Source organism: Shimia sp. R11_0, assembly GCF_017744035.1.
GTDB classification, from domain to species: Bacteria; Pseudomonadota; Alphaproteobacteria; order Rhodobacterales; family Rhodobacteraceae; genus Shimia; species Shimia marina.
Window position 1 is genome coordinate 91,898 of sequence record NZ_JAGHQY010000009.1, and the last position, 25,107, is coordinate 117,004.

Annotated in this window: 23 protein-coding genes and 1 tRNA gene; 13 read left to right on the forward strand and 11 right to left on the reverse strand. The window is 55.8% G+C overall.

Annotation, left to right across the window (positions count from 1 at the left end; all coding sequences use genetic code 11):
* Window positions 1-47: 47 nt before the first annotated feature.
* Both J7382_RS16970 and J7382_RS16975 read right to left on the reverse strand, forming a co-directional pair.
* A complete protein-coding gene (locus tag J7382_RS16970) occupies window positions 48-920 on the reverse strand; it encodes a DMT family transporter (RefSeq protein WP_209070189.1) in 873 nt (290 codons plus the stop codon).
* Window positions 917-1,195, reverse strand: a complete 279-nt coding sequence (locus tag J7382_RS16975; RefSeq protein ID WP_209070190.1) for an antibiotic biosynthesis monooxygenase — start codon at window positions 1,193-1,195, stop codon at window positions 917-919. The genes J7382_RS16970 and J7382_RS16975 overlap by 4 nt, the downstream gene beginning before the upstream one ends.
* Before the next feature lie 301 nt (window positions 1,196-1,496).
* On the opposite strand from J7382_RS16975, the gene J7382_RS16980 reads away from it, so the two are divergent.
* Window positions 1,497-2,252 (forward strand): class I SAM-dependent methyltransferase, encoded by a 756-nt coding sequence (locus J7382_RS16980; protein WP_209070191.1) that lies wholly within the window; start codon window positions 1,497-1,499, stop codon window positions 2,250-2,252.
* Window positions 2,253-2,295: 43 nt separating this feature from the next.
* Here the strand turns inward: J7382_RS16980 and guaA are convergent, their stop codons facing one another.
* Window positions 2,296-3,855 (reverse strand): glutamine-hydrolyzing GMP synthase, encoded by a 1,560-nt coding sequence (guaA, locus tag J7382_RS16985; RefSeq protein ID WP_209070192.1) that lies wholly within the window; start codon window positions 3,853-3,855, stop codon window positions 2,296-2,298.
* A gap of 237 nt (window positions 3,856-4,092) precedes the next feature.
* On the opposite strand from guaA, the gene J7382_RS16990 reads away from it, so the two are divergent.
* Both J7382_RS16990 and J7382_RS16995 read left to right on the forward strand, forming a co-directional pair.
* Window positions 4,093-5,643 carry a trimethylamine methyltransferase family protein gene (locus J7382_RS16990; RefSeq protein WP_209070193.1) on the forward strand — a complete coding sequence of 517 codons (1,551 nt, stop codon included), beginning with the start codon at window positions 4,093-4,095 and terminating at the stop codon, window positions 5,641-5,643.
* A 479-nt stretch (window positions 5,644-6,122) separates the two neighbouring features.
* Window positions 6,123-7,070, forward strand: a complete 948-nt coding sequence (locus J7382_RS16995; RefSeq protein WP_247745081.1) for a DUF6456 domain-containing protein — start codon at window positions 6,123-6,125, stop codon at window positions 7,068-7,070.
* 58 nt (window positions 7,071-7,128) lie between these two features.
* On the opposite strand, the gene J7382_RS17000 is transcribed toward J7382_RS16995, so the two are convergent.
* The gene (locus J7382_RS17000) at window positions 7,129-7,677 is read right to left on the reverse strand and encodes a peroxiredoxin (RefSeq protein WP_209070195.1); all 549 of its coding nucleotides are present in this window, start codon (window positions 7,675-7,677) and stop codon (window positions 7,129-7,131) included.
* A gap of 219 nt (window positions 7,678-7,896) precedes the next feature.
* Here J7382_RS17000 and lipA point away from each other — a divergent pair, with 219 nt between their 5' ends.
* Window positions 7,897-8,847, forward strand: coding sequence for a lipoyl synthase (lipA, locus tag J7382_RS17005; RefSeq protein WP_209070196.1), 951 nt, complete (start codon window positions 7,897-7,899; stop codon window positions 8,845-8,847).
* Between the two features lie 88 nt (window positions 8,848-8,935).
* Here lipA and J7382_RS17010 read toward each other — a convergent pair whose 3' ends face one another.
* The 4 genes from J7382_RS17010 to soxR all read right to left on the reverse strand — a co-directional run bounded on the left by J7382_RS17010 (window position 8,936) and on the right by soxR (window position 12,487).
* Window positions 8,936-10,474: a trimethylamine methyltransferase family protein gene (locus J7382_RS17010; protein WP_209070197.1), complete on the reverse strand. Its 1,539-nt coding sequence runs from the start codon at window positions 10,472-10,474 to the stop codon at window positions 8,936-8,938.
* A gap of 48 nt (window positions 10,475-10,522) precedes the next feature.
* Window positions 10,523-10,654: a hypothetical protein gene (locus tag J7382_RS20145; protein ID WP_280638129.1), complete on the reverse strand. Its 132-nt coding sequence runs from the start codon at window positions 10,652-10,654 to the stop codon at window positions 10,523-10,525.
* 56 nt (window positions 10,655-10,710) lie between these two features.
* Window positions 10,711-11,898: an aminotransferase class I/II-fold pyridoxal phosphate-dependent enzyme gene (locus J7382_RS17015; protein WP_209070198.1), complete on the reverse strand. Its 1,188-nt coding sequence runs from the start codon at window positions 11,896-11,898 to the stop codon at window positions 10,711-10,713.
* A 109-nt stretch (window positions 11,899-12,007) separates the two neighbouring features.
* Window positions 12,008-12,487 (reverse strand): redox-sensitive transcriptional activator SoxR, encoded by a 480-nt coding sequence (gene soxR, locus J7382_RS17020; RefSeq protein WP_209070199.1) that lies wholly within the window; start codon window positions 12,485-12,487, stop codon window positions 12,008-12,010.
* Between the two features lie 108 nt (window positions 12,488-12,595).
* Here soxR and J7382_RS17025 point away from each other — a divergent pair, with 108 nt between their 5' ends.
* From J7382_RS17025 to J7382_RS17040, 4 genes are all read left to right on the forward strand, one after another.
* Window positions 12,596-12,970 (forward strand): VOC family protein, encoded by a 375-nt coding sequence (locus J7382_RS17025; RefSeq protein ID WP_209070200.1) that lies wholly within the window; start codon window positions 12,596-12,598, stop codon window positions 12,968-12,970.
* 348 nt (window positions 12,971-13,318) lie between these two features.
* Window positions 13,319-14,689, forward strand: coding sequence for a cysteine--tRNA ligase (gene cysS, locus J7382_RS17030; protein ID WP_209070201.1), 1,371 nt, complete (start codon window positions 13,319-13,321; stop codon window positions 14,687-14,689).
* Window positions 14,690-14,770: 81 nt separating this feature from the next.
* On the forward strand, window positions 14,771-16,402 hold the full coding sequence (gene cimA, locus J7382_RS17035) for a citramalate synthase (RefSeq protein ID WP_209070202.1): 1,632 nt from the start codon (window positions 14,771-14,773) through the stop codon (window positions 16,400-16,402).
* A complete protein-coding gene (locus tag J7382_RS17040; RefSeq protein ID WP_209070203.1) occupies window positions 16,402-17,172 on the forward strand; it encodes a squalene/phytoene synthase family protein in 771 nt (256 codons plus the stop codon). The genes cimA and J7382_RS17040 overlap by 1 nt, the downstream gene beginning before the upstream one ends.
* Window positions 17,173-17,233: 61 nt before the next feature.
* Here the strand turns inward: J7382_RS17040 and J7382_RS17045 are convergent, their stop codons facing one another.
* A complete protein-coding gene (locus J7382_RS17045) occupies window positions 17,234-18,448 on the reverse strand; it encodes an MFS transporter (RefSeq protein WP_209070204.1) in 1,215 nt (404 codons plus the stop codon).
* 184 nt (window positions 18,449-18,632) lie between these two features.
* On the opposite strand from J7382_RS17045, the gene J7382_RS17050 reads away from it, so the two are divergent.
* A complete protein-coding gene (locus J7382_RS17050) occupies window positions 18,633-19,265 on the forward strand; it encodes a DNA-3-methyladenine glycosylase 2 family protein (RefSeq protein ID WP_209070205.1) in 633 nt (210 codons plus the stop codon).
* Between the two features lie 77 nt (window positions 19,266-19,342).
* Here the strand turns inward: J7382_RS17050 and glnA are convergent, their stop codons facing one another.
* On the reverse strand, window positions 19,343-20,749 hold the full coding sequence (glnA, locus tag J7382_RS17055) for a type I glutamate--ammonia ligase (RefSeq protein ID WP_058240564.1): 1,407 nt from the start codon (window positions 20,747-20,749) through the stop codon (window positions 19,343-19,345).
* A gap of 39 nt (window positions 20,750-20,788) precedes the next feature.
* Entirely contained in the window at window positions 20,789-21,127 is a 339-nt protein-coding gene (locus tag J7382_RS17060; protein WP_058240565.1) for a P-II family nitrogen regulator, read from the reverse strand.
* Window positions 21,128-21,301: 174 nt separating this feature from the next.
* Between J7382_RS17060 and J7382_RS17065 the strand changes: the two genes are divergently transcribed.
* The 4 genes from J7382_RS17065 (at window position 21,302) to J7382_RS17080 (ending at window position 24,960) form a co-directional block, all read left to right on the forward strand.
* Window positions 21,302-22,948: an NAD(P)H-hydrate dehydratase gene (locus J7382_RS17065; protein WP_209070206.1), complete on the forward strand. Its 1,647-nt coding sequence runs from the start codon at window positions 21,302-21,304 to the stop codon at window positions 22,946-22,948.
* A 184-nt stretch (window positions 22,949-23,132) separates the two neighbouring features.
* Window positions 23,133-23,217 (forward strand) — tRNA-Leu (locus J7382_RS17070).
* 94 nt (window positions 23,218-23,311) lie between these two features.
* On the forward strand, window positions 23,312-24,670 hold the full coding sequence (locus J7382_RS17075; RefSeq protein ID WP_209070207.1) for a tyrosine-type recombinase/integrase: 1,359 nt from the start codon (window positions 23,312-23,314) through the stop codon (window positions 24,668-24,670).
* Window positions 24,640-24,960, forward strand: a complete 321-nt coding sequence (locus J7382_RS17080; protein WP_209070208.1) for a hypothetical protein — start codon at window positions 24,640-24,642, stop codon at window positions 24,958-24,960. Before J7382_RS17075 ends, J7382_RS17080 begins: the two co-directional genes overlap by 31 nt.
* The last annotated feature ends 147 nt before the right edge of the window (window positions 24,961-25,107 follow it).

Below are 25,107 nucleotides of genomic sequence, written 5' to 3' on the forward strand. Positions count from 1 at the left end.
TGGTTAAGTCAACGCGCGCGAGGGGCTTGTGTGCGCATGACTTTGCGTCAATTTTGTAGGCGCTGCAGGCGCAATTGAGCCAGTATGTTCAAGTAATTACCAGCAAAAATTATCCCGGCGCCGATGAGAACCCAGATATCTATCATTTCGCCATAGAGTGTCATTCCTACAACAGCAATCAGCGGTAGCCTGATAAAATCAATCGGCATGACAACCGATGCGGGCGCGAGTCGGAGGGCCGTGGTGAGGCAGAAATGCGCGACGAGACCCGCGCAGGCGATCAGCAGAATCCAGGGTGTGGAGGCGATCGAGGGGAGTGCAATGTCTCCGTCAAAGCCTGCAAAGATGATACCAAAACCGGCCTGCATCACTGTGAGATAGAAGAGGATACAGGTGATGCTTTCGCTGCGTGTGAGCTTGCGCGTAAACAGGGCGGATAGGGCAAAGCCAATGGCCGCAGCTGCTGCGCTGAGTTGCCCTATATCCAGGGCTTGAGGGTTTGGGCGGGCGACAATCAGAATGCCGATGAAACCGATCAAAGCCGCCAGCAAGCCAATGGCGCGCAGGCGCTCTCCCAAAATCAGTGGTGTTAACAGAATAGCCCAGATAGGAGACGTGAACTCCAGAGCAAACACCTGTGCAAGCGGAATGGCCGTTATGGCGTAAAACCACAGGTTTTGACCAGCAAAATGGCTGAGGTTTCTGATGAAATGCACGCCGAGGTGGCGCCGCGTGACTTGATGTAATGTTCCCGCCATGCGTGCAAGGGCGCAGACCACCACAATGCCCACAAAACTGCGGTACATCATGATTTCGAAAGTGTCGAGCTCGAAGCTGATGGCCCGCCCAGCGACAGCCATTGCCGTGAATGACAAGATGGCACCACTCATCCAGAGGGCAGCTTTCAGTGTGTCATTCATTCAGTGTCGTCTTCGATCTGGTATTGTCGCGGGATGCCCTGTGTGATGACCGCCCAAGCGCTATTTTGGGTCCTTGTTTGATGATGCTGAAAGGCGATGCGATCTACAAAGCACTCAGACACCAGAAAACGTCCCGGTGTTTGGGCATCTGGCTCTACATTGAAAGACAGGCAGCCAGGCTCTGCACGTGTCAGGGTAATATGCTCCGGCAGCGCTTCTGATACGTCAGAAAGGCGGTCTTTGGGGACGTCGATATAGCCAGTGAGAACAATCATGGGCAGACCGTGCCAGTTACGTCAACTCTGGGCAAGAAAGAATGTGGACGGGCGATGTTATACATGCTCAGGTTGATATGCTCTTTGTGTGTTTTGTCGCGTTGTGCTTGACGCTGCGGCGGTGAAATTGTCGGTGTGTGTGGTGCCGCACATTGTTTCAGGTAATCTTGATCAGACGTGTTTTGAACACGGGCTCTGAAATTCACGTGAGAGAAACGGCACCTTTGCGTGAGTTGGGCTGCACCCACATTGACGTCCGTCGTCCAAGTCCCCTCATTACAGAGCAGGAGGACCCAGACTGATGAAAAATACCGCGCCCTATCAAGAATATGTTGAACGTCTCGAAGCGTTGCGAGACGCGCAGTGTGAGGAAGCATCTGCGGCCGATCAACTCCTGAGCTTGAGAGACGCAACTTTGGCAAAGCCGAATGGGACGTTCTTGGAACTCGGCACGTGGAGGGGGCAGGCGACCAAAGCGATGCTCAATGGATTGCATGGTGGCGACGGGCTTTTGGTTTCTGTGGATATTGAAGATTGTTCTGATGCGGGGGGCGGGGAGAACTGGCAATTTGTGCAGTCTGATAGCAAGGATGCGAATGCGATTGTAGCGGCCGCTCCTAGGCTGAATGAGGGCATTGATCTTGTGTATGTGGATGGGATGCACACCGTCGCGCAGGTCTATGCCGAAATCATGGCCTGGTTTCCCAAGGTTCGTCAGGGCGGACAGATCGTTTTTGATGATGTTGACCCTGTTCCCTACATGTACGGTCACCGCAAGGACAGTGCGCGCAAAGAAATGGTCAATCGCGCACTGCGACAATTGATCAGCGAGATGTTCTATTCGAACTTGGACAGTCTACGCATGGAATTGAAGATGGGGTCGACCGGCTTGGCTATTTGGACGAAGACGTCTGAGTTTGGGTCTCATCTCAGACCCTATACCCCCATGTCCCCACCGCGTTTGGATGGCCAGCTTTCGGATTTACACGATCAGTTGCGCGGGCATAGTGCTTACAAAAACTGTGACGCCATCCAGAGTGTTATGATCCCAATCTAAGTGGCTAAAAAAATGCCGCGCATTGTGCGCGGCATTTTTCATATCATTCCCACTCGATCGTTCCGGGAGGCTTCGATGTGATGTCGTAGGTGCAGCGGTTGATGCCTTTGACCTCGTTAATGATCCGTGTGGCGGTCTCACCGAGGAACTCGTGGCTGAACGGATAGTAATCCGCTGTCATGCCGTCCACGGAGGTCACCGCGCGCAGGGCGCAGGCGTAGTCGTAGGTGCGGCCATCGCCCATCACACCAACTGTGCGCACAGGCAGGATTGCCACGAAAGCCTGCCAGATCTCGTCATAGAGACCGTGCTTGCGGATCTGGTCGATATAGACCGCATCGGCTTCGCGCAGGATGTCGAGTTTCTCGCGGGTGATCTCGCCGGGGCAGCGGATGGCAAGGCCCGGCCCCGGGAAGGGGTGGCGGCCAATGAAGCTTTGCGGCAGGCCCAGTTCGCGGCCCAGAGCTCGGACTTCATCCTTGAAGAGCTCGCGCAGCGGCTCCACCAGTTTGAGGCCCATTTTCTCTGGCAGACCACCCACGTTGTGGTGGCTCTTGATGGTCACGGAGGGACCACCGGAGAAGCTGACGCTTTCGATCACATCCGGATAAAGCGTGCCTTGGGCCAAGAACTCGGCGCCGTCGATGGTGTCGGCGTGTTTCTGGAACACGTCAATGAAAAGCTTGCCGATGATTTTGCGCTTGGTTTCCGGATCAGACTGGCCATCCAGTTCGCCAAGGAAGAGCTCTTGTTCATCGGCATGGATGAGCTGCATGTTGTAGTTGTCACGGAACATGGTGACAACTTCTTCGGCTTCGCCTTTGCGCAGGAGGCCGTGGTCTACAAACACACAGGTGAGCTGATCGCCGATGGCTTCGTGAATGAGCACAGCAGCCACAGAGCTGTCGACACCGCCAGAGAGACCACAGATGACTTTCTTGTCGCCAACCTGCGCGCGGATCGCTTCGATCATTTGTTCGCGGTAGGCGCCCATGGTCCAGTCGCCGGAGAAGCCGGCGATTTTCACGAAGTTCTCATAGAGTTTCGCGCCATTGGGAGTGTGGTGCACTTCGGGGTGGAACTGCACCGCGTAGAAATGGCGAGAGGTGTCTGCGGTGATGGCAAAAGGCGCGTTGGGTGAGGTGCCGTAGACCTCAAAGCCCGGAGCGATTTCGCTGACGTGATCGCCGTGGGACATCCAGACCTGCTCGTCGCCCTCGGCAAACCAGCCCTCCAGAATGTCGAGGCTGTTTTGCGGGGTCACATAGGCGCGGCCAAATTCGGCGGTGCCATGGCCGCTTTCCACTTTGCCGCCCAGCTGGGTCATCATGGTCTGTTGACCGTAGCAGATGCCAAGGATCGGCACGCCGTAGTCAAATATCTCCTGTGGCGCGCGGGGCGAGCCTTCGCGGGTTACGCTGTCTGGGCCACCGGAGAAGATCACGGCCTTTGGTGCGAAGTCGCGCACGAAGTCCATGTCAACATTCTGATAGGGGTGAATTTCGCAGTAGACGCTCAGCTCGCGCAGGCGCCGCGCGATCAGCTGCGTTACCTGGCTGCCAAAGTCAATGATGAGAAGGCGGTCATGGGATGTCTGGGTCATGGCGTTCGCATAGAAGACACAGTGGGTTTGCGCAAGATGGTTCCCGCATATGCGGTGTTTTTCCGTTCTGCGTGACGGCATGTCGTTTGCTCGAAGGACTCGAACCATAACAAAATGTTGCGTAAAGGGGCTGCGTAATGTCGCATTTATGTTCCAAAGGCCGCTATCTAGCTGCAGAGCACCGGATCGGCTTGTTACATCAAATATAGAAAACGCATCAGCCTGTGAGGACGAGATATGGCAGAAGCATCGGCAAGACGCCGCGGACGTGGTGGTGGGGGCGCTGCGCGGCGCGCGGCCCGCACAGGTGTAAAAATCGAAGCGGCAAAGTACATTGAGAGAAACATCCCGCTGACAGAGATCCTGAACGAAGAAGCGCTTGAGATCATCGAGCGCAACGCAGACATTCTCCTCGAAGAGGTTGGCGTTAACTTCGTGAACAACAAGGCCGCACTGGACCGTTGGAAAGAAGCGGGCGCCGATGTGGATTATGATGCGGAGCGCGTACGCATTCCACGTGGCATGGCACGTGAGCTTTGCAAAACGGCCCCTTCGCGGATCATTCAGCACGCGCGCAACCCAGAGCGTAATGTTGAGATTGGTGGCAACACGCTGGTCTGTGCACCTGTTTACGGTCCGCCCTTTGTGCGGGATGCCGAAGGTGGACGCCGCTATGCGACGATGGCGGATTTCGAAAAATTCGTGAAGCTGGGCTATATGTCCAAATGGCTGCACCACTCTGGTGGCACGGTTTGCGAACCGACCGATGTTCCGGTGAACAAACGTCACCTGGACATGCTGCTGGCGCATATGACCCTGTCAGACAAGCCCTTCATGGGGTCGGTGACCGAGCCAAGCCGCGCGCAGGACAGTGTGGAAATGTGCGAAATCCTCTTTGGTAAGGAATTCGTACAGGAAAACACTGTGATGACCTCGCTCATCAACGTGAACTCCCCGATGACGTTTGACGACATCATGATGGGTGCGCTGGAAGTTTATGCGAAAAACAACCAGGCCTGCATCATTTCCCCGTTCATCGTGGGCGGTGCCATGGCTCCGGTCAGCGTGGTCGGTACACTGACGCAGGTTCTGGCAGAAGTGACTGCGGGTATTGCCTACAGCCAGTTGATCCGTCCGGGCGCGCCTGTGATCTTTGGGGCGTTTGTGACGTCGATTGACATGAACTCTGGTGCGCCAACCTTTGGTACGCCTGAGGCCAGCCAGATCCTTTATGGTGCGGGTCAGCTGGCGCGTCGTCTGGGTCTGCCGTTCCGTTCCGGCGGGGGCCTGTGTGGGTCCAAGCTGCCTGATGCGCAGGCGGCCTATGAAACCGCGCATACTCATAACGCGGTGCTGAATGGTGGCGTGAACTTCATGCTGCACAGCTGTGGCTGGCTTGAAGGTGGTCTGGTGGCCAGCTTTGAAAAGTTCGTGATGGATGCCGATCAGTTGGGCGTTCTGCACAAACTGGCCGCAGGCGTGGCCTATGATGAGAACGCACAGGCGATGGATGCGGTACGCGAAGTGGGGCCGGGGGGGCACTATCTGGGCTGTGCGCATACGCAGGCGAACTTCAAAGATGCATTCTGGCGTTCTGAGCTATTGGACTACAAGCCGTTTGAAACTTGGGAAGATGAAGGCGCGCGTGATACGCAAGCGCTGGCAGCTGCCCGGGTGGCGGAACTGCTGGGTGCCTATGAAGCACCGCCGCTGGATCCTGAGATCGAAGCGCGTTTGCGTGCCTATGTGGAAGAGAAGAAAGCTTCCATGCCGGATGCTTTCGTCTAAGGTCCCGTAAAAAATGTTGAGTGAGGCCCGCCCCGTGCGGGCCTTTTTCATTTTGGATCGCTGCTGCCTGCCCCCCCTATGATCAGGGGTTTTGGTACAGAAGAATCAATGTATCTATGTGCGATGCGTATAAGAGCACACTTTTAGCGACTGTTGCGCCCTCATCGGTTCAGCGCACGGGCGTACATGACACTGTTCACCAATTTGCAACAAACCTTATCGGGCGCCAGCAGAAAGCTGGCCGCTTACACAGCCGACAGGGGCTGTGCAAAGCTTTCTGGATAAGTCTGTGGATAACACGGGCAGAGAGTTTGACGTAAATAAGTGGTAAGGAGTGATGTGTTATGCCGAGTGAAAGAGGTGCTCAAGAGTTTCCCAATTGGCTCCCTCGGAGTGTCGCCCGCTATGTGGCGCATACGGAGGAGGGGGTTTCTATAAGGGAATTGGCGCGACGTGACGGATGTCATGCATCTACAGTGATGCGCCAAATTCGCAAGTTGGAGACGATGCGGGATGATCCTCTGGTGGATGCCGCTCTGGAGCGGTTTCGGCTAAACAGCAACGCTTCTGCTGACGTCGGTTTTGAGGAAACCGACGGGTGCGCCTCACAAATGCCAAAAGAAGACGTGCTGCGCTCGGAAGGGCGGCGCATCTTGAGCAGGCTTTCTCAACGCGGTGCGATTTTGGCAGTGGCAAAGGAGATGGAAAACGCGGTGGTGATGTACCGGGACGGTACGCGAGCGGCGGTCGTAACACGGCATATTGCGCAGGCAATGGCGTTGAAGGGTTGGATACGCTGCTCGATGTCAGGCCGTGTGTCACGTTACACCATCACACCCAGAGGGCGAACGGAGTTGGGCCGTATGTTGGCCAACGCCGAAAATACGGCGCAGAGTTTCGGGGATGGGCCTATCGCGTTTTCTGCGCAGCGTCAGCGCGCAACATCAGACAACATGACTGCCATGCCGCGGATGCGCAAAGCGCGATTTTCGACCGCTGACAGCCCGTTGACGATTTTGGCGCGCTTGCGTGACAAGGATGGCAAGATGTTCCTTGGTTCGGACCTTGTGATGGCAGGGGAACGTTTGCGGGAAGACTTTGAATTGGCTCAGATGGCCCCGGTGGAGAGCACAAAGTGGAAACGCTTCTTACAGGCGCCGGGGGAGCTCAGCTATGAAGCGAACGGGAAGGCGGAAAATAGCGCAGAGACGGCACGTAGGCGTGTTGCAACGGTGTTTGGAGAGCTTGGTCCGGGTTTGAGTGATATTGCTTTGCGGTGCTGTTGTTACCTGGAAGGATTGGAAGTGGTTGAAAAGCGTCTGGGGTGGTCGGCGCGGTCTGGCAAGATTGTATTGCGGATCGCTTTGACCCGTTTGCGGGATCATTACCGGGCAGAGGCCGGCGGTGCTGGGGACTACATTGGCTGATGCCTTTACAAAAAAGCCCGCCTAAAAGGCGGGCTTCGTCATTCAGGAGCGGGGCTGCTTATGCTGCGGATTCAACATTTGCAGCTTCAAGATACTTCAGCAGGTTCTCTGGGGAGCTCTCGCCATACGGGTCTTCGCCGTGGTTGTCTTCCAGACCTGGTTCTTCGAACCATGCTTCTACTACGCCGTCATTGATGATGGCTGCATAGCGCCAAGAGCGCAGACCGAAACCAAGGTTGTCCTTGCGTACCAACATGCCGACTTTACGGGTGAATTCGCCGGAACCATCAGGGATCACGTCGACGTTGTTTACGCCTTGTGCTTCCGCCCATTTGTTCATGACGAAGCTGTCGTTGACGGACATGCAGTAGATGTTTTCGATGCCAAGCTCTTGGAACTTGGAAAAGTTTTCTTCAAAGCCTGGAAGCTGGTAGGTGGAGCAGGTTGGGGTGAACGCACCTGGCAAAGAGAACAGGATGACGCGTTTACCTTTGAAGTAATCTGCGCTGGTCATATCCTGCCAGCGGAAAGGGTTCGGGCCACCAACAGCCTCATCACGAACGCGAGTTTTAAAAACAACGTTAGGGACTTTTGCGCCAACTTGCATGGATGTATTCCTCAATCAGAAGGGTTGTTGCAGTGACCTATAATGATTCTAAATTTGGGCGCAATGCTGCATTTGCAAAACAGGATTAAGAACACATCCCTGTGCCGCTTTTTCACCATTTCTCCATCAAATGCATATCTGCTTTGCGTTTCTGGTAGTGGCGGGCATTTTGCCTTATGTTAGACAATGGAAACCAGAGGTGGTCGGGAGGACCCAAAGTTGCGTGATCTGAAGCTGCCAGAGCAGCGCCATCCTGAGAAGGCGCATCGCAAAGACAATGCTCAGCCAAAAAAGCCGAAGTGGATTCGTGTAAAGGCCCCAACAGGGGAAGGCTATAACGCCACCAAGAAGATCATGCGCGAAAACAAGCTCGTGACCGTGTGCGAAGAGGCCGGTTGCCCGAATGCCGGGGAATGCTGGAGCCAAGGACATGCGACCATGATGATCATGGGCGAGATTTGTACCCGCGGTTGCACCTTCTGTAATATTGCCACGGGTAAGCCGGATGGGTTGGATGCGTTTGAGCCGGGGCGCGTGGCCATGGCGGTGCAGAAGCTGGGCTTGAACCATGTTGTGATTACTTCGGTGGATCGTGATGATCTGGATGACGGTGGGGCGGAGCATTTCGCGCAAACCATTCGCGCCGTCCGGCACCGCTCTCCCAAGACCACCATTGAAATTCTGACGCCTGACTTTCTGAAAGCCAAACCAGGCGCATTGGAAACCGTTGTGGAAGCGAAGCCGGATGTGTTCAACCACAACCTTGAGACTGTGCCGGGCCTCTATCTGGAAGTGCGTCCCGGTGCACGGTATTTCCATTCCCTGCGCCTTTTACAGCGCGTGAAAGAGTTGGATCCTTCGATCTTCACCAAATCGGGCATCATGGTGGGACTTGGAGAAAAAGCACCTGAGGTGAAGCAGGTGATGGACGACATGCGCGCAGCGGATGTGGATTTTCTCACCATCGGCCAGTATTTGCAGCCCACACCGAAGCACCATGGTGTTGACCGCTTTGTCACGCCGGAAGAGTTTGAGAGCTATGAAAAATCGGCCTACGGCAAGGGCTTCTTAATGGTGTCCGCCACGCCTTTGACGCGCTCATCGTACCATGCCGGTGACGATTTTGCGCGCCTGCGTGATGCACGCGAAGCGCAGTTGGCCAAAGGCTGACGCGGTGCTTTAACCAACGCATCGTAATTGCCAAAAAACTGATCTTGTTCAAAGGCGCCTCTTCTGAAAGGAGGCGCCTTTGTTGCATTTAGGGCTGTAGGTGGATGTTGAAGCGTGCACGCAGCGCCTGATCTAAGTCCGGAGCAAAGCGCGCGCTGGCGGGCGTGGACAGGATTTCTTCTTTGCGAGCTTTGGCTTTGGCAATCAGATCAGGCTTGCCGACTTCAGCCCATTCCTTGGGGGAGGTGCGGTCGCCGAAGGTTGGGTAGACATGATCTTTTTGCATGCGGCTCAGAGTGGCGTCTGTGCCCAGATAATGGCCCGGGCCACCAACACATACACTGCGGATTTCCTCGAGTGCAAGTGTTGCATCATCCACTTCTATGCCACGGACACAACGTTGCGCCTGACCGATGAGGTCATCGCCAAGGATCAGGCTTTCGTGGCAGAAGCCGAGGAGGGAGGCATGCATGCCGGCGGCCTCATAGACCATATTAAGTCCCGACAGACCGGCCATCACATTGGAACACATCTGCTCCCATCCAGCCTGCATATCCGGCAGTTTGCTGTCGCTGGCGCCTGCGGCCGCGCCGCCCGGTAGACCATAAAATTTGTGCATCTGTGCGCATCCCGCCGACAAGAGCGCCTGTTCTCCTGACCCGACACTCATGGCGCCTGTGCGCAGATCCAGCCCGAAAGGCCAGGTGCCGAAAATGGCAGGATGCCCGGGTTTGATCGCATTGACATAGACCATGCCTGCAAGACATTCCGCCGTGGCCTGCACAATGGCCCCTGCGATTGTGGAAGGCGCGGTGGCACCTGCCATGCCCGCAGACAGCAGGAGCACAGGCATGCCGCCGCGAATGCAGGCTTCCATCACTTCGCAGCTTTCGGTCGCAAATTTCATCGGGGGCACAACAAAGCAGTTTGTGTTGCTGACAAAAGGACGGTCGCGCCAAGCCTGTTCTCCCCCTGCAATCATATGCAGCATCTCCAGCGCGTCCGGCACAAAGGCAGGATCGGTGAAAGATACCCCGATATGTTTGGTTGTGCCTGAACTACAGGCGTAAATGGAGTTGAGATCCATTTCTTTGTTATCTGTCACATCCCGCGCCACCATGGGGCGTTGCAGGAAGTGAATGTTGTCCAACTGATGCGCGATGCGCGCTGCATCATGCAGATCTTGCAAGGTGCTATCGCGATAGTCGTTGGTGTCTATGTCCACCATATGGACCGCAGCCCCTGCGGTGCCGTAGTGCACGCGATGGCCGTTGAGTTGCAGATCATAGTGGGTGTCACGACCACACAGGGTGATATCTTTGCAGGCTTTGGCAAGCATGTCTTCGACAAGAGCACGCGGAAAGCGCAGGCGACCGTCTTCTCCAAGAATGGCGCCCGCGCTTGTCATGATGTCAATGCCGCTCTGGGGGGCATCAATGAGGCCGATCTGCTCCAAGGCTGTGAGCGCGGTTTCATGGATCCGCAATACATCTTGATCGGAGAGTGGTTTGTAGTGTCCGCCTTGCATGCCCGCGCGGATTGGGCGGATATCTTGGGTCAAAGGCGCGGCGCGAGAGGCGCGGCGTGCGGCTCTGCCACCTGAGCGGCGAGGGGATTGGGCGTTCATAGAGTTAGTTCCTGTGATTTCTGTCAAACAACGGAGGTTTTTTAGAAATCACGGACGCCCGCGTGCGGCGCGGCCACGTTCCGCGCCGATGGTGAGGATCACCAGTTGAATTTTACTGCGTGTGCCCTGCATGGTCTCTCCCTTGCAGGGCAGTCTGCGACTCGCTTGACGATGCGTCATGTCTGTTTGCGACACATGTCGCATTTGAGATGAGTTGCGACGTATCCGGTGCGTGATCAGGAAGCCTTATGCGAGGCGAGGATCTCCGCGTGATCCACAAGTATTTGTAGTGCTTGCTTAAAACGTTCATCATCCACGGTCATAGCAACACGAATATGCCCATGGGCGGATGTGCCAAAGCTTTCGCCGGGCATCGTTGCGATGTGATGTGTGTCCAGAAGGGAATTTGCAAATTCTTCGCCGCTGAGGCCTGTGGCGCGTACATTGAGCATAATGTACATCGCCCCCTGCGCCGGGATCAGACCTACTGTGGACTGAGCGGCGAGAATGTCACTGGCCAATTTGCGGCGACGTCGGAAGGGCGCGGCAACCTCTTCTTCCAGTGGATTGCCTTGGGACAGAGCAAATACGGCGGCGTCCTGAATGTAGCCCGGCACACCGTAGGTGGTGTGGGTGGCCAGGTTGATCAGATGGGTGATCACCTCTTTGGGGGCCGCGATCCAGCCAATTCGACTGCCAGTCATGGCATGGGATTTGGACATGGATCCAATCACCAGAGTGCGTTCTGCCATGCCGGGCAGTGCACGTGGGCTGAGATGTGCGCCCTCCCAGACCTGCGTGTCATAGACTTCATCTGAGATCAGCCAGAGATCCTGCTCCTGACAGACCTGCGCAATGGCTTGAAGCGTGTCTCGCTCGTAAATTGTGCCTGTGGGGTTGTTGGGCGTGTTGATCAGCAGCGAAGAAGCGCCTTTGATGGCTTCTGATGTGATGTCTTCTGCTCTGGGCTTGAATGCGTTTTCTGCATGTGTGGCAATGGCGACTGGCTCTGCACCCACACTTCGAATGGTGCCGGGGTATGTCGCGTAGTAAGGATCGATGAACAATGCGCGAGTGCCGGGAGAACAGGTGGCCAGATGCGCGGCAAAAAGTGCGGACTGTCCACCCGGGGTGATCAGGATGTTTTCATAGGTGGTTGGCACGCCTGTACGCTCTGTCAGGCGCGTGGCGACAGCCTCGCGCAACTCTTGTGTGCCGGGCACCATGGCATAGCCTGTGTGACCACCACGCGCGGATGTATCCATGGCGGAGAGGATGATCGGATCTGTGCGAATGTCATGCTCACCAATGGTGAGTTCAATCACATCCGTGCCCTCGGCAATCATGCGTCGGGCTTTGTAAAAGACATCCCAGCCGTCTGAACCGCCACCGGTGATGTTTGTGATGCGCTGCGATAGTTCCATGTGCCGCACTCCCTTGATCGTTTTGGATGACAGGTGGCAGAGGGGCCTTCGGAAAGTCAAATTCAATGTGGTGATGTGGTCCATTCCGCAGCGTTGCAAGACCTGTCGTTTACTCGGTGGTCGGAGTATCTCCCATCAGATAGCGCGGTCCTGTGCCACGACCGCGGGCGCGATCCTCGGGATTGTAGAGCTTGCAGTTTGACAGGCTGAGGCACCCGCAGCCTATGCAGCCATCCAATTGGTCGCGCAGCTTGGTCATTTGCGTGATGCGATCATCGAGTTTTTGGCGAAATTGCTCTGAGATGGTTTGCCAATCCGTTTTGGTAGGTGTGCGATTTGAGGGCAGGCCAGCGAGCGCAGACCTGATTTCGGCAATGGAAAACCCCAAAGATTGAGAGATCATCACAAAAGACAAGCGACGTATATCGGCGCGCTCAAAGCGACGTTGGCCGGTATCTGTGCGGTGCGGATGCACCAGTTTTTCTTCTTCGTAGTACCGAATTGCGGAGGGTGAAAGACCGGTTCGATCTGAGATTTGACCAATTGTCAGGCCGGTTGGACGCAGTCGGAGTGGAGGAGTTTTTTTCATTTGGGTCTGATTTATAATGATAAATTACTATTGATCTAAAGTTAACTTGAAGAATTACGCTATGTCTATCGAAAACGAGTGAACCGAATTTTTAGCAAGGACCAAGCGATGAAACTGGAGCATGTGAACGTAACTGTACGAGATCCTAAAGCCACGGCGGCCCTTCTTTGCGACCTTTTTGATTGGCAGGTGCGTTGGGAGGGGGAGTCCATTCATGGGGGCACATCTGTCCATGTGGGGGAGGCGGAGAGTTATCTGGCGCTTTATACGCCGCCTGAGGCCATCCAGAATGCCGAGATCAGCTATTACCGTGCAGGGGGCCTCAACCATATCGGAATTGTTGTTGAGGATCTGGATATGATCGAGGCGCGGGTGAAGGCTGCGGGCTATGAGCCCAAGAGTCATGCCGACTATGAACCGGGCAGGCGGTTCTATTTTGATGGCCCTGACGCGGTGGAATATGAGGTGATCAGCTATGCTTAGGTTGAGAGATTTGGGCTTGCCGCTTGGGCGGCGCACGCGGGCCCGGTTCTGGGTGTTGTCTCGTCCTCAAACCACGCGCGTGCCCCGACAGGGAGAGCTATTGGAGCTTGGTTGGCAGCACGCGCTAAGGTGCATTCTGTGCAATTGCGCCTCGTCGGAGATCTAGAGGAAGACGGGCTTGACCCTGGGCCGGACCCGGCCTAGGGTCGCGGCCATGAACACCGTATGCGCCATCATTATTTGCTGCATTACCCGCTGACATCGTCAGGCGGGCCGTTCTTCTATTTCAAACATGTTTGAGAGTTGGTAAGCCCGCCACGCAACATCCGTGTGCTGAGGAGCCACCTTATGACTGAGATCAAACTGCACAACACGCTGAAACGCACCAAAGAGGTGTTTCAGCCGATCGATCCTGAAAATGTGCGGATGTATGTCTGTGGGCCGACGGTTTATGACCGGGCGCATATTGGCAATGCCCGGCCTGTGGTGGTGTTTGACGTGCTCTATCGCCTATTGCGCGAAGTCTATGGGGCAGATCACGTCACCTATGTGCGCAATTTCACGGACGTTGATGACAAAATCAACGCGCGCGCGGCAGAGAGTGGGCGTGCGATCAGCGAGATTACGGCGGAAACCACACAGTGGTATCTGGATGATATGGGCGCGCTGGGCGCGATGGAGCCGAACCACATGCCGCGCGCCACGCAGTACATTGCGCAGATGATCACCATGATTGAGAAGCTGATCGCGGATGGCTTTGCCTATGCCCATGAGGGTCATGTGCTGTTCCGGGTGCGCAAATATGAGGACTACGGCAAACTGTCTGGCCGCTCTGTGGATGACATGATCGCAGGCGCGCGGGTTGAGGTAGCGAGCTACAAAGAAGATCCGATGGATTTTGTGCTGTGGAAGCCGTCAGATGACGCCACCCCCGGTTGGGATAGTCCCTGGGGGCGTGGGCGTCCGGGCTGGCATATTGAGTGTTCTGCCATGTCTTATGAGCTGCTGGGGGCGGAGTTTGACATTCACGGGGGCGGCAATGACCTGATGTTCCCGCATCATGAGAATGAGATTGCCCAGAGCTGCTGTGCCAATGGTGGAAAGACCATGGCGAACTACTGGCTGCACAATGAGATGCTGCAGGTGGAAGGCAAGAAGATGTCCAAATCTCTGGGCAATTTCTTCACCGTACGGGATTTGCTGGATCAGGGTTTTGCCGGTGAGGTGATCCGCTTTGTGTTTCTGTCCACGCATTATGGCAAGCCGATGGATTGGACCGCCAAAAAGGCGGCAGAGGCCGAAGTGACGTTGCGCAAGTGGCGGGCGCTGACAGCGGGCATTGAACCCGCCGCCAGCGTGCCTGCTAAGGTGCTTTCCTGTGTTGCGGATGATCTCAATACCGCGGGGGCCATTGCGGCGCTGCATGGGTTTGCCAGTGCGGGCGATGCGGCAGCGCTTTTGGCGGGCGCACGGGTGTTGGGTCTGCTGACGGATGAGTTGGGGGATTGGGCGCAGAGCGCGGATCTGAGCCGGTATGAAACTCTTTTGGCGGAAACGCGTAGGGAAGCGATGACCAGCAAAGACTTCTCTGAAGTCGATCGCATCAAGGCTGCTCTTGTGGAAGCTGGCGTAGAAGTGCGCATGAGCAAAGCCGGGGTGGAGCTTCTGCCGGTTGCCGGATTTGATGAGACAAAGCTGGCAGGACTGCTGGACGAATAAATTGTAGGCGCGCGCGGCACGGTGCGCGCCTTTCTTGTTGGGTGACAGCACCCCCCATGAGACACAGCGGAAGGCCAAGCTATGCGCAAGGAACGCCTCTTTCTCTATGACACCACGCTGCGGGACGGGCAGCAGACACAGGGTGTCCAATTCTCCACCGATGAGAAAACACAGATCGCAGCTACGTTGGATGAGATGGGCATTGATCACATCGAAGGGGGATGGCCCGGCGCGAACCCGACTGACAGTGCGTTTTTTGACACCAAACCGCAGCTGGCGGCGACGTTCACGGCCTTTGGCATGACCAAGCGTGCGGGAATTTCGGCGGAGAACGACGATGTGTTGGCGGCTGTGATGAATGCCGGCACTGAGGCCGTTTGTCTGGTGGGGAAATCGCACGACTACCATGTGACCAAAGCGCTGGGCATCAGCCTTGCTGAAAACACAGAGAATATCGCAAAGTCCATTGCTTATCTTGTGGCGCAGGGGCGCGAAGCTTTGTTTGATGCGGAGCATTTCTTTGACGGCTATAAGGCCAATCCGCGCTATGCTCTGGAAGCGGTCAAGGCCGCCTATCAGGCAGGGGCGCGTTGGGTTGTGCTTTGTGACACCAATGGGGGAGCTTTGCCGCGCGAGGTTTACGAGATCACCAAGGCGGTGATTGCGGCGGGCATTCCTGGTGATCACTTGGGCATTCATACGCATAACGACACGGAACATGCGGTGGCCAACTCGCTGGCCGCGGTGGATGCAGGGGCGCGTCAAATTCAAGGCACGTTGAATGGGTTGGGGGAGCGGTGTGGGAATGCCAATCTGACGACGCTGATCCCGACGTTACTTCTGAAAGAGCCCTATGCAAGCGCCTATGAGATTGGTGTGAGCCTTGAAAAGCTTGAGGGGCTGACACGGGCAAGCCGGATGCTGGATGATATTCTCAATCGCGTGCCGATGCGGCAGGCGGCCTATGTGGGGGCGAGTGCTTTTGCCCATAAGGCGGGGCTTCATGCCAGTGCGATCCTGAAAGACCCCAGCACCTATGAGCATGTTGATCCTAGTGTGGTGGGAAATGAGCGCATCATTCCGATGTCCAATCAGGCGGGGCAGAGCAATCTGCGCAAACGCCTGGGGGATGCCGGTTTGGATGTTGCGAAAGGGGATCCAGCGCTGGGCCTTATTCTCAATCGTATCAAAGAGGCAGAAGCCAAAGGCTACAGCTATGATACCGCGCAGGCCAGCTTTGAGCTTTTGGCGCGTGACGCGCTTGGGCTCAGCGAAGCCTTTTTTGACGTGGAACGCTATCGGGTCATTTCGGAGCGCCGACGCAATGCGCGCGGGGCCACGGTGGTGGAAAGCGAAGCGGTTGTGACCGTGCAATTGCCCAATGGTGAAAAGACCACCAGCTACTACAAAAATAACCACGCCGAAGAGATGAGCGATGAGGGGCCGGTGAATGCGCTCTGGCAGGCGTTGAAGTCTGACCTGGGGCCTTATCAGAGTGTGATCGAAGACGTGCGCCTTGTGGATTTCAAGGTGCGCATCACCAATGGAGGCACAGAGGCCGTCACACGGGTGATCATAGATTTTGAGGATGATCAGGGGCGGCGCTGGGCCACTGTGGGGGTGTCGGCAAATATTGTGGACGCGAGTTTTGAAGCCCTGTTGGATGCGTTGAACTGGAAGTTGCTGCATGATGGGGCGCGTGTGGTCCGGTGATGGAAGAGGATCTGCAGGCCTGTGGTGGGATCGTTCAGAAAGGGGATCCTGATCGCTTTGCGGCCACGATGGCGGCAAAGCCCGCTGCGCGGGATGTGCTTTTGCCGGTTTATGCGTTCAACGTCGAGGTGGCGCGTGCGCCATGGGTGACGCAGGAAAGCATGATTGCGGAAATGCGCCTGCAGTGGTGGCGAGATGCGCTGGAAGAGATCAAAGCAGGCGGCATTGTGCGTAGGCATGAAGTTGTGACGCCATTGGCGCTTATGATTGATGCCGGGGCTGCGGAGGTTCTTGATCAGTTGATCGAGGCGCGGCGCTGGGACATCTACAAAGATCCTTTTGAGGATCAGGCCCATCTGGAGCACTATCTTGAGGCAACGGCGGGCGGGTTGATGCAGGTTGCTGCGCAGACATTGGGAGACTGTCCTGCCGATATTGCGCGGGATGTGGGATATGCCCTCGGGGTTGCCAATTGGCTGACCGCGATACCGGCGTTACAGGAGGCCAAGCGCGTGCCCTTGGTGGATGGACGGCCAGAAGCGGTGGTGGCCTTGGCTGAGGGGGCACGTCTTAGGCTGCGCCGGGCGCGCGCGCGGCGTGGGGAGGTCAGTCGCGTTTCCGCGCAGGCCTTTTTGTCTGCCTGGCAGGCAGAAGCCGTTTTGCGCCAAGCTTCCAAAGATCCCTGGCGGGTTGCGGAAGGCCTTTTGGGGATGAGCGAGTTCAGCAAACGCGCAGGGCTCATGCTGCGCGCGATCTCAGGTCGGTGGTAACTGCGCAGCCGTTTGAGCAACTTGGCGACCCTTAAGCACAGGGGCACGACTGCCGCCCGCTTTACGCTGTTTCTTCTGAGGGGCGCAGTACCAACCAGATCAAGGCACCACCTGCCAGCATCAGGAATGGAGCCATTGCGAGGTTCACGCTGGTCCAGCCCACGGCAGCACTGCCGCCTGAGCAGTTCATCAGCCCGCCGGATGCCAGAGAGGCCACGGTGACGCCGCCAAAGACGATCAGGTCATTCATGCCCTGCATCCGACCACGCTCGCTGGGATCATGTGCGCCTGCCAGCATGGTGGTGGCACCGATGAAGCCGAAGTTCCAGCCAACGCCCAGAAGGATCAGGGCGACAAAGAAGTTTTCCAACTCAACGCCCTGAAGAGCGACGGCCCCAGCACCGGCAAGGATCACCAATCCAAGCGCAAGGATCTTTTCGACCCCAAAGCGGGCAATCAGATGGCCGGTGAAGAAGGATGGCAGGAACATTGCAATCACATGTGCCGAGACGATGTTGGCCGCGTCGTCCTGTTCAAAGCCACAGCCCACAACGGCAAGGGGCGTAGATGTCATGACAAGGTTCATCAGCGCATAAGACACCATGGCGCAGATCACTGCGACGGTGATGCGTGGCGTGGTAATCAACTCCCAGCGACTGCGGCCTTTGGGTGTGTTTTCCGACGGAGGCTTTGGTGTTGGGATGTTTATGAAGAAAAACAGAGCGGAGCCCAGAATATTCAAGGCAACCACGGCAATATAGGCACCCATAAAGGGGATGATCATGCTGTCAGAGGTGACTTTGACCAATTGCGGGCCGATGAGGGCTGATAACAGGCCGCCAGCCATCACATAAGAAATTGCCTTGGGGCGGAAAGAGTCAGAAGCTGTGTCGGCGGCGGCGAAGCGGTAAAAGCCCTGCGCGCACATATAAACGCCAGTTAAAAAAGATCCGGCCAGAAAGATCGGAAAGGAGTTGAGGTACAGACCATAGGCCCCAATGGCGCCTCCCAAGGCCCCTCCCAATGTTCCGATCAAAAAGCCCACACGGCGGCCGTATTTCTGCATGATCGCCGAGATAGGCGTTGCCGAGACCATAGAGCCAAGAACGATCAGAGAAATCGGCAATGTGGCGAAACAGGCATTTGTTGCCAGAGACTGTCCGGCGAGGCCGCCAATGGTAAAGATCATCGGCATCTGCGCGCCCAGAAAGGCCTGAGCGAGAACCAGAATGAATACGGTGCGGCGGGCGCGGGAGTCGTCTACAACTTGGGTCATGCGCCAACCGTTAACGGGTTAAAAAAGCTCCGTCTATAGCTGCAAAGGTCGTAACGCATCACGATTTCTGAATGGGTGGATTTCGCAGGGCGATGGTTTTGGGTTTCTTTCAACGACAGCGCAGGTATTTTGAGAAACTCTGTGCGGGTTTTGGGGCGTCGCAGCGAAAAAAGGGAGGGGTGACATGTCGGTTGGGCGGATCATCAAAACGGATGCGTGCATTGCGGAAGGGGCGGCTTGGCTTGCCGAGAAAAATCCACGTTTTGCAGAAGCGTTGCGATTGACAGGGCCGTTGCCCTTGAGGCTACGCCCAGACGGGTTTGACCAACTTCTCAGCGCGATTGTCAGTCAGCAGGTGAGTGTGGCGTCGGCGGCGGCGATCTGGGGGCGAATGCAAGATGCGGGTTTGGTGACGTCGCATGCGATCGCTGGGGCCACTGATGAGGACTTAAAAGCAGCGGGGCTCAGTCGGCAAAAAATACGCTATGCGCGGGCCTTGGCCGCGGAAGGCATCGACTTTGACGCGCTGCGCGAGGCTCCAAATGAGGTTGTGTTCAAAACCCTGACCAAGGTGAGCGGCATCGGTATCTGGACGGCAGAGATTTACGCGATGTTTTCGCTCGGTCGCGCAGATGTGTTTGCCCCCGGCGATTTGGCGCTGCAGGAAAGCGCGCGGATACTGTTTGACCTGCCGGAGCGCCCCAAAGAGCGCGCGCTCAGAGAAATGGCCGAGGCGTGGTCGCCGTGGCGCAGTGTGGCCGCACGGCTGCTCTGGGCGTATTATCGGGTGGATAAGGGGCGGGAGGGCATCCGCTAGCACGTTGCCTCTCAGTGGGCTTCACAGCAAAAGGGCGCCCCGAGGAGCGCCCTTTCTTTTCACTGTCCCACGAAAGCTTAGCAGCTGTAGTACATGCCGAATTCGACTGGGTGAGGGGTGTGCTCATAGTGCTCCACTTCGCCCATTTTCAGCTCGATGTAGCCTTCGATCTGGTCTTTGGTGAACACGTCGCCTGCCAGCAGGAAGTCATGATCTGCGGCCAGAGAGTCCAGAGCTTCGCGCAGGGAGCCGCAGACGGTTGGGATACCGGCCAGCTCTTCTGCAGGAAGATCATAGAGGTTCTTGTCCATGGCTTCGCCTGGATCGATCTTGTTCTTGATGCCGTCAAGACCCGCCATCAGCAGTGCTGCGAAGCACAGGTATGGGTTGGCAGATGGATCTGGGAAGCGGGCTTCTACGCGCTTGGCTTTCGGGCTTTCGGTCCATGGGATACGGACACAGCCGGAGCGGTTGCGCGCGGAGTAGGCGCGCAGAACTGGTGCTTCAAAACCCGGGATCAGACGCTTGTAGGAGTTGGTCGATGGGTTGGTGAATGCGTTCAGGGTTTTTGCGTGCTTGAGAACACCACCGATGAAATACAGCGCTTCCTGAGACAGGTCGGCGTATTTGTCGCCTGCGAACAGGGGCTTGCCGTCTTTCCAGATGGACATGTTCACGTGCATGCCGGTGCCGTTGTCGCCGTAAATCGGCTTTGGCATGAAGGTTGCAGATTTGCCGTAGGACGCGGCCACATTGTGGATCACGTATTTGTATTTCTGCAGCTCGTCGGCCTGTTTGGTGAGCGTGTCAAAGATCAGGCCCAGCTCGTGCTGACAGGACGCCACTTCGTGGTGGTGCTTGTCAGTTTTCATGCCCAGACGCTTCATGGTGGAGAGCATCTCGGAGCGCAGGTCGTGGCTGTCATCGGTTGGGTTTACTGGGAAGTAGCCGCCTTTGATGCCTGGGCGGTGGCCCATGTTGCCCATTTCATATTCGGTGTCGGTGTTCCAGGAGCCGTCGATTGCATCGACTTCGTAGGACACTTTATTGATTTTGTTCTCAAAGCGAACGTCATCAAACAGGAAGAACTCTGCTTCTGGGCCCATGTAGGCCACGTCACCGATGCCGGAAGACTTCAGGTAAGCTTCGGCTTTCTCGGCGGTGCCACGTGGGTCACGCTCATAAGCTTCGCCAGTGTCTGGCTCAACGATGGAGCAGTGGATGCAGATGGTTTTCTCGGCATAGAACGGATCTACATAAGCGGAGGTGGTGTCCGGGATCAGTTTCATGTCGGAGTTTTCGATGGATTTCCAACCTTCGATGGAGGAGCCGTCGAACATGAAGCCTTCTTCGAGGAAGTCTTCGTCAACGAGATCCACATCAACGGTCACGTGCTGAAGCTTGCCGCGTGTGTCGGTGAAACGAATGTCGACATAAGCCGCATCTTCGTCTTTGATCAGCTGGAGAACTGCGTCTGCGCTCATTCCCTTAGTCCTTCTGATTGCTTTGAATTCTGGTTGAAATTACAGCGCGTCCGGGCCGGCTTCACCGGTACGGATACGAATGGCTTGCTCTACTGGAGAGACGAAGATCTTGCCGTCGCCGATCTTATCGGTCTTGGCCGCGCCCACGATGGCTTCGATGGCGCCGTCGACCTGATCATCTTCCAGCACAACTTCGATTTTTACCTTTGGCAGGAAATCCACCACATATTCCGCCCCACGATAGAGTTCCGTGTGACCTTTCTGGCGACCAAAGCCTTTGACTTCTACAACGCTCAGGCCCTGGATGCCAAAATCCTGCAGAGCTTCTTTCACTTCATCAAGCTTAAATGGCTTGATGATGGCTTCGATCTTTTTCATGTGGAGGCTCCCCCTCAGATGCTTGTTGCAATTCGACAGATCACTTTCATTTGCACGTCACAATTGGATAGGGTGCAAGAGACCATCCGTTGTTTACGGATTGTTTGTGTGTGATTAAAAAATAGGCATTATGGCGCAAAAATGCGCTAAATTGAATCGCGTGGTGATCTGAAAATGAGCGAATTGCTGACCGCTGCCCAAATGCGCGCCATTGAGCAGGCGGCGATTGAGTCGGGTGACGTGACCGGTCTGGAGCTGATGGAGCGGGCCGGGCAAGGTGTTGTCGAGGCGATTTTTGAGGAATGGCCGGAGTTCGATTGCGTAAGGGGAGACGCTGGGGACAAGCCCCCAGACTCCCGTCATATCGCTGGCCCAATGAAGCGGGCAGTGGTGCTCTGTGGGCCAGGCAACAACGGTGGCGATGGGTTTGTTGTGGCGCGCTTGCTGCATGAGAGGGGCTGGCAAGTTGAAGTCTATTTTTACGGCGATGCCGAGAAGCTGCCACCAGATGCGCGGGTAAATTATGACCGGTGGTGTGCGTTGGGAGGCGTTTTGCATCCTTGGTTGACGAAAATTTATGACGATGATGGTTTCCTGCGACGAAGTCTTTTCGAAGCTGATGTTGTTGTAGATGCTCTTTTTGGCATCGGTCTGACGCGAGGTCTTGGAGCGCTTCACAACGATATTTGGAGCGCTTTTGACTTAGATACCGGGGCAATCGACCGACTGGTCGCAGTAGATGTGCCTTCAGGGCTTTGTGCGGATAGTGGCCGAGTTTTGGGGCAGCAGATTGAAGGTCATGGATCATATGGGCCTGTGTACGCTTTACAATCCGATCTGACGGTCACTTTTCATCGCCCTAAGGTTGGGCACTTTGTAGAACATGGGCCGCTGGTTTGCGGGCGGGTCGTGGAGGTCGACATTGGCCTTGAGCAACCCAGATATGCGCCGAGACCTGATGTTGTTCAGCAAGTCCTCAGAGGTCCGGAGCGTCTTTTGAAACCTTCTCTGGGGCACAAATTTTCCCATGGCCATGCCCTGATCCTCTCTGGTGGTTCCGGCAAAACTGGTGCGGCGCGGCTGGCGGCGCGTGGGGCTTTGCGGATTGGGGCTGGGTTGGTCACGCTTGGGGTGCCGCCTGCCGCACAGCAGGAAGTGGCATGTCAAATTACCACACTGATGTTGCAGCGCGTGGGCGATGCGCAAGCCTTTGAGAACGCTCTGGAGGATCAGCGGCTAAATGCGCTGTGTCTGGGGCCGGGGATGGGGTTTGAGCGGGCGCGGGAGCTGGTGCCGGTGGCGCTGCGAAGCCGGCGCGCAACAGTGCTGGATGCAGATGCGTTGAGTGCCTTCTCGGAGGATCCCGAAACGCTTTTTGAGCGCCTACACGAACAAGTTGTTCTGACTCCGCATGGTGGAGAATTTGCGCGTTTGTTCCCAGATATTGCCGCCCAGCTCCACGCGCCGCCAACCAAAGGTCCGGCTTACTCAAAAGTGGATGCGACGCGCGCGGCGGCAGCGCGGGCAGGATGTACGGTATTATTTAAGGGGGCTGATACTGTGATTGCTTCAGCAGATGGAACTTGCGCGGTTCATGCTGCGGTTTACGATCGGGCGACACCCTGGCTGGCGACTGCGGGATCCGGGGATGTTTTGGCGGGGTTCATAACAGGGCTTTTGGCGCGCGGGTTTGCTCCAAAAATGGCAGCGGAATCCGCTGCGTGGTTGCACGTGGAGTGCGCGCGTGCATTTGGGCCAGGGCTTATTGCGGAAGACTTGCCGGAGATTTTGCCCAAGATCCTGCGCAAATTGGACGGCTGACATGATGTGCCGCATGCGGATTTCGTCACGGTCAGTTGGGCTCAAGTGTACTGGGTTTGCACCGCGATTTTGACACGTTGAGCCATCACACCTCCAAGATAGGGGCGGTTGCAGACTTGTTTTCAGCGCTGGTGCATTTTCCGCTCGCATCCCATCAGGAGCTTTGCTAAGACGCGCGCACAGTGCGGGTGTGGCGGAATTGGTAGACGCACCAGATTTAGGTTCTGGCGCCGCGAGGCGTGGGGGTTCAAGTCCCTTCACCCGCACCATTGGCTCAACGAAAGAGCCATATTTTGCAGGAAAAACAGAGACTTCGGCTTGTTGGCGCACACACAATGCGACACACAACGGAGACACATTTCAATGGCTCTGCACATGAAACTCAAATACATCGACATGGTGGGTAAAGATAAATCTACCCCACGTTACCGCCGCAGAATACCGACTCGTATTCAGGCCGCTTTGGGTCGGGAGTGGTTTCAAGTCCACCTTCGCCACAAGTCAGGGGCAAAGATGATTGCTGAATGGGAAACCATTGGGCGTGAGTTTGATCGGCTGGTTGCCGAAACCACAAAGCAAATGAAAAGTGAGGACAACAGAAGCCCCGCAACGCTCTGGCGAGATGCCATATTGAGGGCTGAGGGTATGCTTGATGGAGTCCAAGGTCTGGACCGCGACGAAGCTAGAACCATTGTTGCCGAAGGCTTGGTCAAGCAGGGTGAAGACCCGTTGGTGATCAAGGCGGTCTTAGCCCCGAATGCAAAGGCACCTGAAGTAACCCTTTTGGATGCTCGTAACATCTACGCGGCAGAACGCGTTAAGGGTGACCCTGACAAGACCACACGGCTTGAACGTCATGTCTCCCGAATGGAACACGTTTTGGGTCCGCTTAAGGACACGCCTTTGGTCTCCCTCAAACGGGAACATGGTCGCAAGGTTCGCGACTATCTCTTGAACACGTATCGCAAGAAGGACGGAAAGAAGCTCTCAGTCGATAGTGTCAGTCGAGAACTTTCCATTATGTCTGCAATGGTGTCTTTAGGCATCCGTGAGCATGACCTTGAGGGTAAAGCCATCAACCCTTTTAGTAGGCTGGAACTCCCAAAATCGGAGGGTCGGAAGCATGAGAAAAAGCCGCCATTGCCAGATGAAGTGGTTGCGGCAGTACGAAACAAACTACTCTCTTTGGCGGCTACTAATCCCGATCTTCATTTGGCATGGCGAATAATGGCTGGAACCTCAGCGCACGCGAAGGAAGTCGCATTCCTTGAGGTGCAGGACGTTGATTTAGTTCGAGAGGTTATTTCCATACGCGCCAATGGTCTTAGAGGGGGGCTTAAAACAGGCTCACGAGATCGCGATATTCCTTTGGTTGGTGACGCCTTGGCGGCTGCTAGGGAAGCTATTCAATTGGCTGGCGAAGGCGCTGTCGGGTCCGCGCCTCTGCTTCCTCGTTACTCTCGAACCAGACGTAGCCAAGATAGCCTCAGCGCTATCCTGAAAAGGCACCTTGAGAACTACCGAACTGATGACAGACAAACACCTTACGGGCTGCGACACAGAATTTCCGCCAAGTTGAGATCAGCAGGAGCGGAGCAGATTGTCATTGACCGTGTATTGGGCCATGCAATCGAAGATGTTGGCGCGGCGACTTATGGGGGTATCGAGGACAGACTGGAGGTGGACCGTAAATGGCTCGAGAAGGCTTTGGCAGTGCGTTGATAGGCTCTTCTAGCCTCGATATTATCAGAGATTATTACACAAGACTTTATCGGGGCAACTCTGTTGAAGAGAAATCTGGTTTCGCTATGCTATCAAGGGAGCTTGAAAAGAAGGGAGGCAAGAGGGTGGACCAGAAGTTCATTGACGCGTTGCTTGAAAGAACACTTGCTGAGGCTTCAAAGGCTTTTTCAGATACGCAAAATCTGAACGGGGCTGGGCTTTGGGTTCCCTTTGTTTCGGGAGCATCACTTTTCGCTGTTTGTTTGGTTTTGGGGAAATGGCTCTTTTAGATCGCTGGCCACCGCGAGTAGAAACGAACTGCGCACCACAGCACCTCCTAGTCTTAGGGCCAGAGAACGTAGAGCCAAGCACTAAAGTCTGGCTAAGTTACACGTTTTGAATAGAGAAACAAGCGAAGCAAATATTATTTTGAAAAG

What these genes read in the sequence shown, in the direction of transcription:
- J7382_RS17010 (WP_209070197.1), bottom strand. Translation starts at nt 10,474, where the DNA reads ATGAACGCCCAATCCCCTCGCCGCTCAGGTGGCAGAGCCGCACGCCGC.
- J7382_RS17060 (WP_058240565.1), bottom strand. Translation starts at nt 21,127, where the DNA reads ATGAAAAAGATCGAAGCCATCATCAAGCCATTTAAGCTTGATGAAGTG.
- J7382_RS20145 (WP_280638129.1), bottom strand. Translation starts at nt 10,654, where the DNA reads ATGACGCATCGTCAAGCGAGTCGCAGACTGCCCTGCAAGGGAGAGACC.
- J7382_RS17065 (WP_209070206.1), top strand. Translation starts at nt 21,302, where the DNA reads ATGAGCGAATTGCTGACCGCTGCCCAAATGCGCGCCATTGAGCAGGCG.
- J7382_RS17080 (WP_209070208.1), top strand. Translation starts at nt 24,640, where the DNA reads ATGGCTCGAGAAGGCTTTGGCAGTGCGTTGATAGGCTCTTCTAGCCTC.
- J7382_RS17075 (WP_209070207.1), top strand. Translation starts at nt 23,312, where the DNA reads ATGGCTCTGCACATGAAACTCAAATACATCGACATGGTGGGTAAAGAT.
- J7382_RS17050 (WP_209070205.1), top strand. Translation starts at nt 18,633, where the DNA reads ATGTCGGTTGGGCGGATCATCAAAACGGATGCGTGCATTGCGGAAGGG.
- J7382_RS16970 (WP_209070189.1), bottom strand. Translation starts at nt 920, where the DNA reads ATGAATGACACACTGAAAGCTGCCCTCTGGATGAGTGGTGCCATCTTG.
- cimA (WP_209070202.1), top strand. Translation starts at nt 14,771, where the DNA reads ATGCGCAAGGAACGCCTCTTTCTCTATGACACCACGCTGCGGGACGGG.
- J7382_RS17045 (WP_209070204.1), bottom strand. Translation starts at nt 18,448, where the DNA reads ATGACCCAAGTTGTAGACGACTCCCGCGCCCGCCGCACCGTATTCATT.
- cysS (WP_209070201.1), top strand. Translation starts at nt 13,319, where the DNA reads ATGACTGAGATCAAACTGCACAACACGCTGAAACGCACCAAAGAGGTG.
- J7382_RS16975 (WP_209070190.1), bottom strand. Translation starts at nt 1,195, where the DNA reads ATGATTGTTCTCACTGGCTATATCGACGTCCCCAAAGACCGCCTTTCT.
- J7382_RS16980 (WP_209070191.1), top strand. Translation starts at nt 1,497, where the DNA reads ATGAAAAATACCGCGCCCTATCAAGAATATGTTGAACGTCTCGAAGCG.
- J7382_RS16990 (WP_209070193.1), top strand. Translation starts at nt 4,093, where the DNA reads ATGGCAGAAGCATCGGCAAGACGCCGCGGACGTGGTGGTGGGGGCGCT.
- J7382_RS17040 (WP_209070203.1), top strand. Translation starts at nt 16,402, where the DNA reads ATGGAAGAGGATCTGCAGGCCTGTGGTGGGATCGTTCAGAAAGGGGAT.
- J7382_RS17025 (WP_209070200.1), top strand. Translation starts at nt 12,596, where the DNA reads ATGAAACTGGAGCATGTGAACGTAACTGTACGAGATCCTAAAGCCACG.
- soxR (WP_209070199.1), bottom strand. Translation starts at nt 12,487, where the DNA reads ATGAAAAAAACTCCTCCACTCCGACTGCGTCCAACCGGCCTGACAATT.
- J7382_RS17015 (WP_209070198.1), bottom strand. Translation starts at nt 11,898, where the DNA reads ATGGAACTATCGCAGCGCATCACAAACATCACCGGTGGCGGTTCAGAC.
- glnA (WP_058240564.1), bottom strand. Translation starts at nt 20,749, where the DNA reads ATGAGCGCAGACGCAGTTCTCCAGCTGATCAAAGACGAAGATGCGGCT.
- J7382_RS17000 (WP_209070195.1), bottom strand. Translation starts at nt 7,677, where the DNA reads ATGCAAGTTGGCGCAAAAGTCCCTAACGTTGTTTTTAAAACTCGCGTT.
- guaA (WP_209070192.1), bottom strand. Translation starts at nt 3,855, where the DNA reads ATGACCCAGACATCCCATGACCGCCTTCTCATCATTGACTTTGGCAGC.
- J7382_RS16995 (WP_247745081.1), top strand. Translation starts at nt 6,123, where the DNA reads ATGCGCCAAATTCGCAAGTTGGAGACGATGCGGGATGATCCTCTGGTG.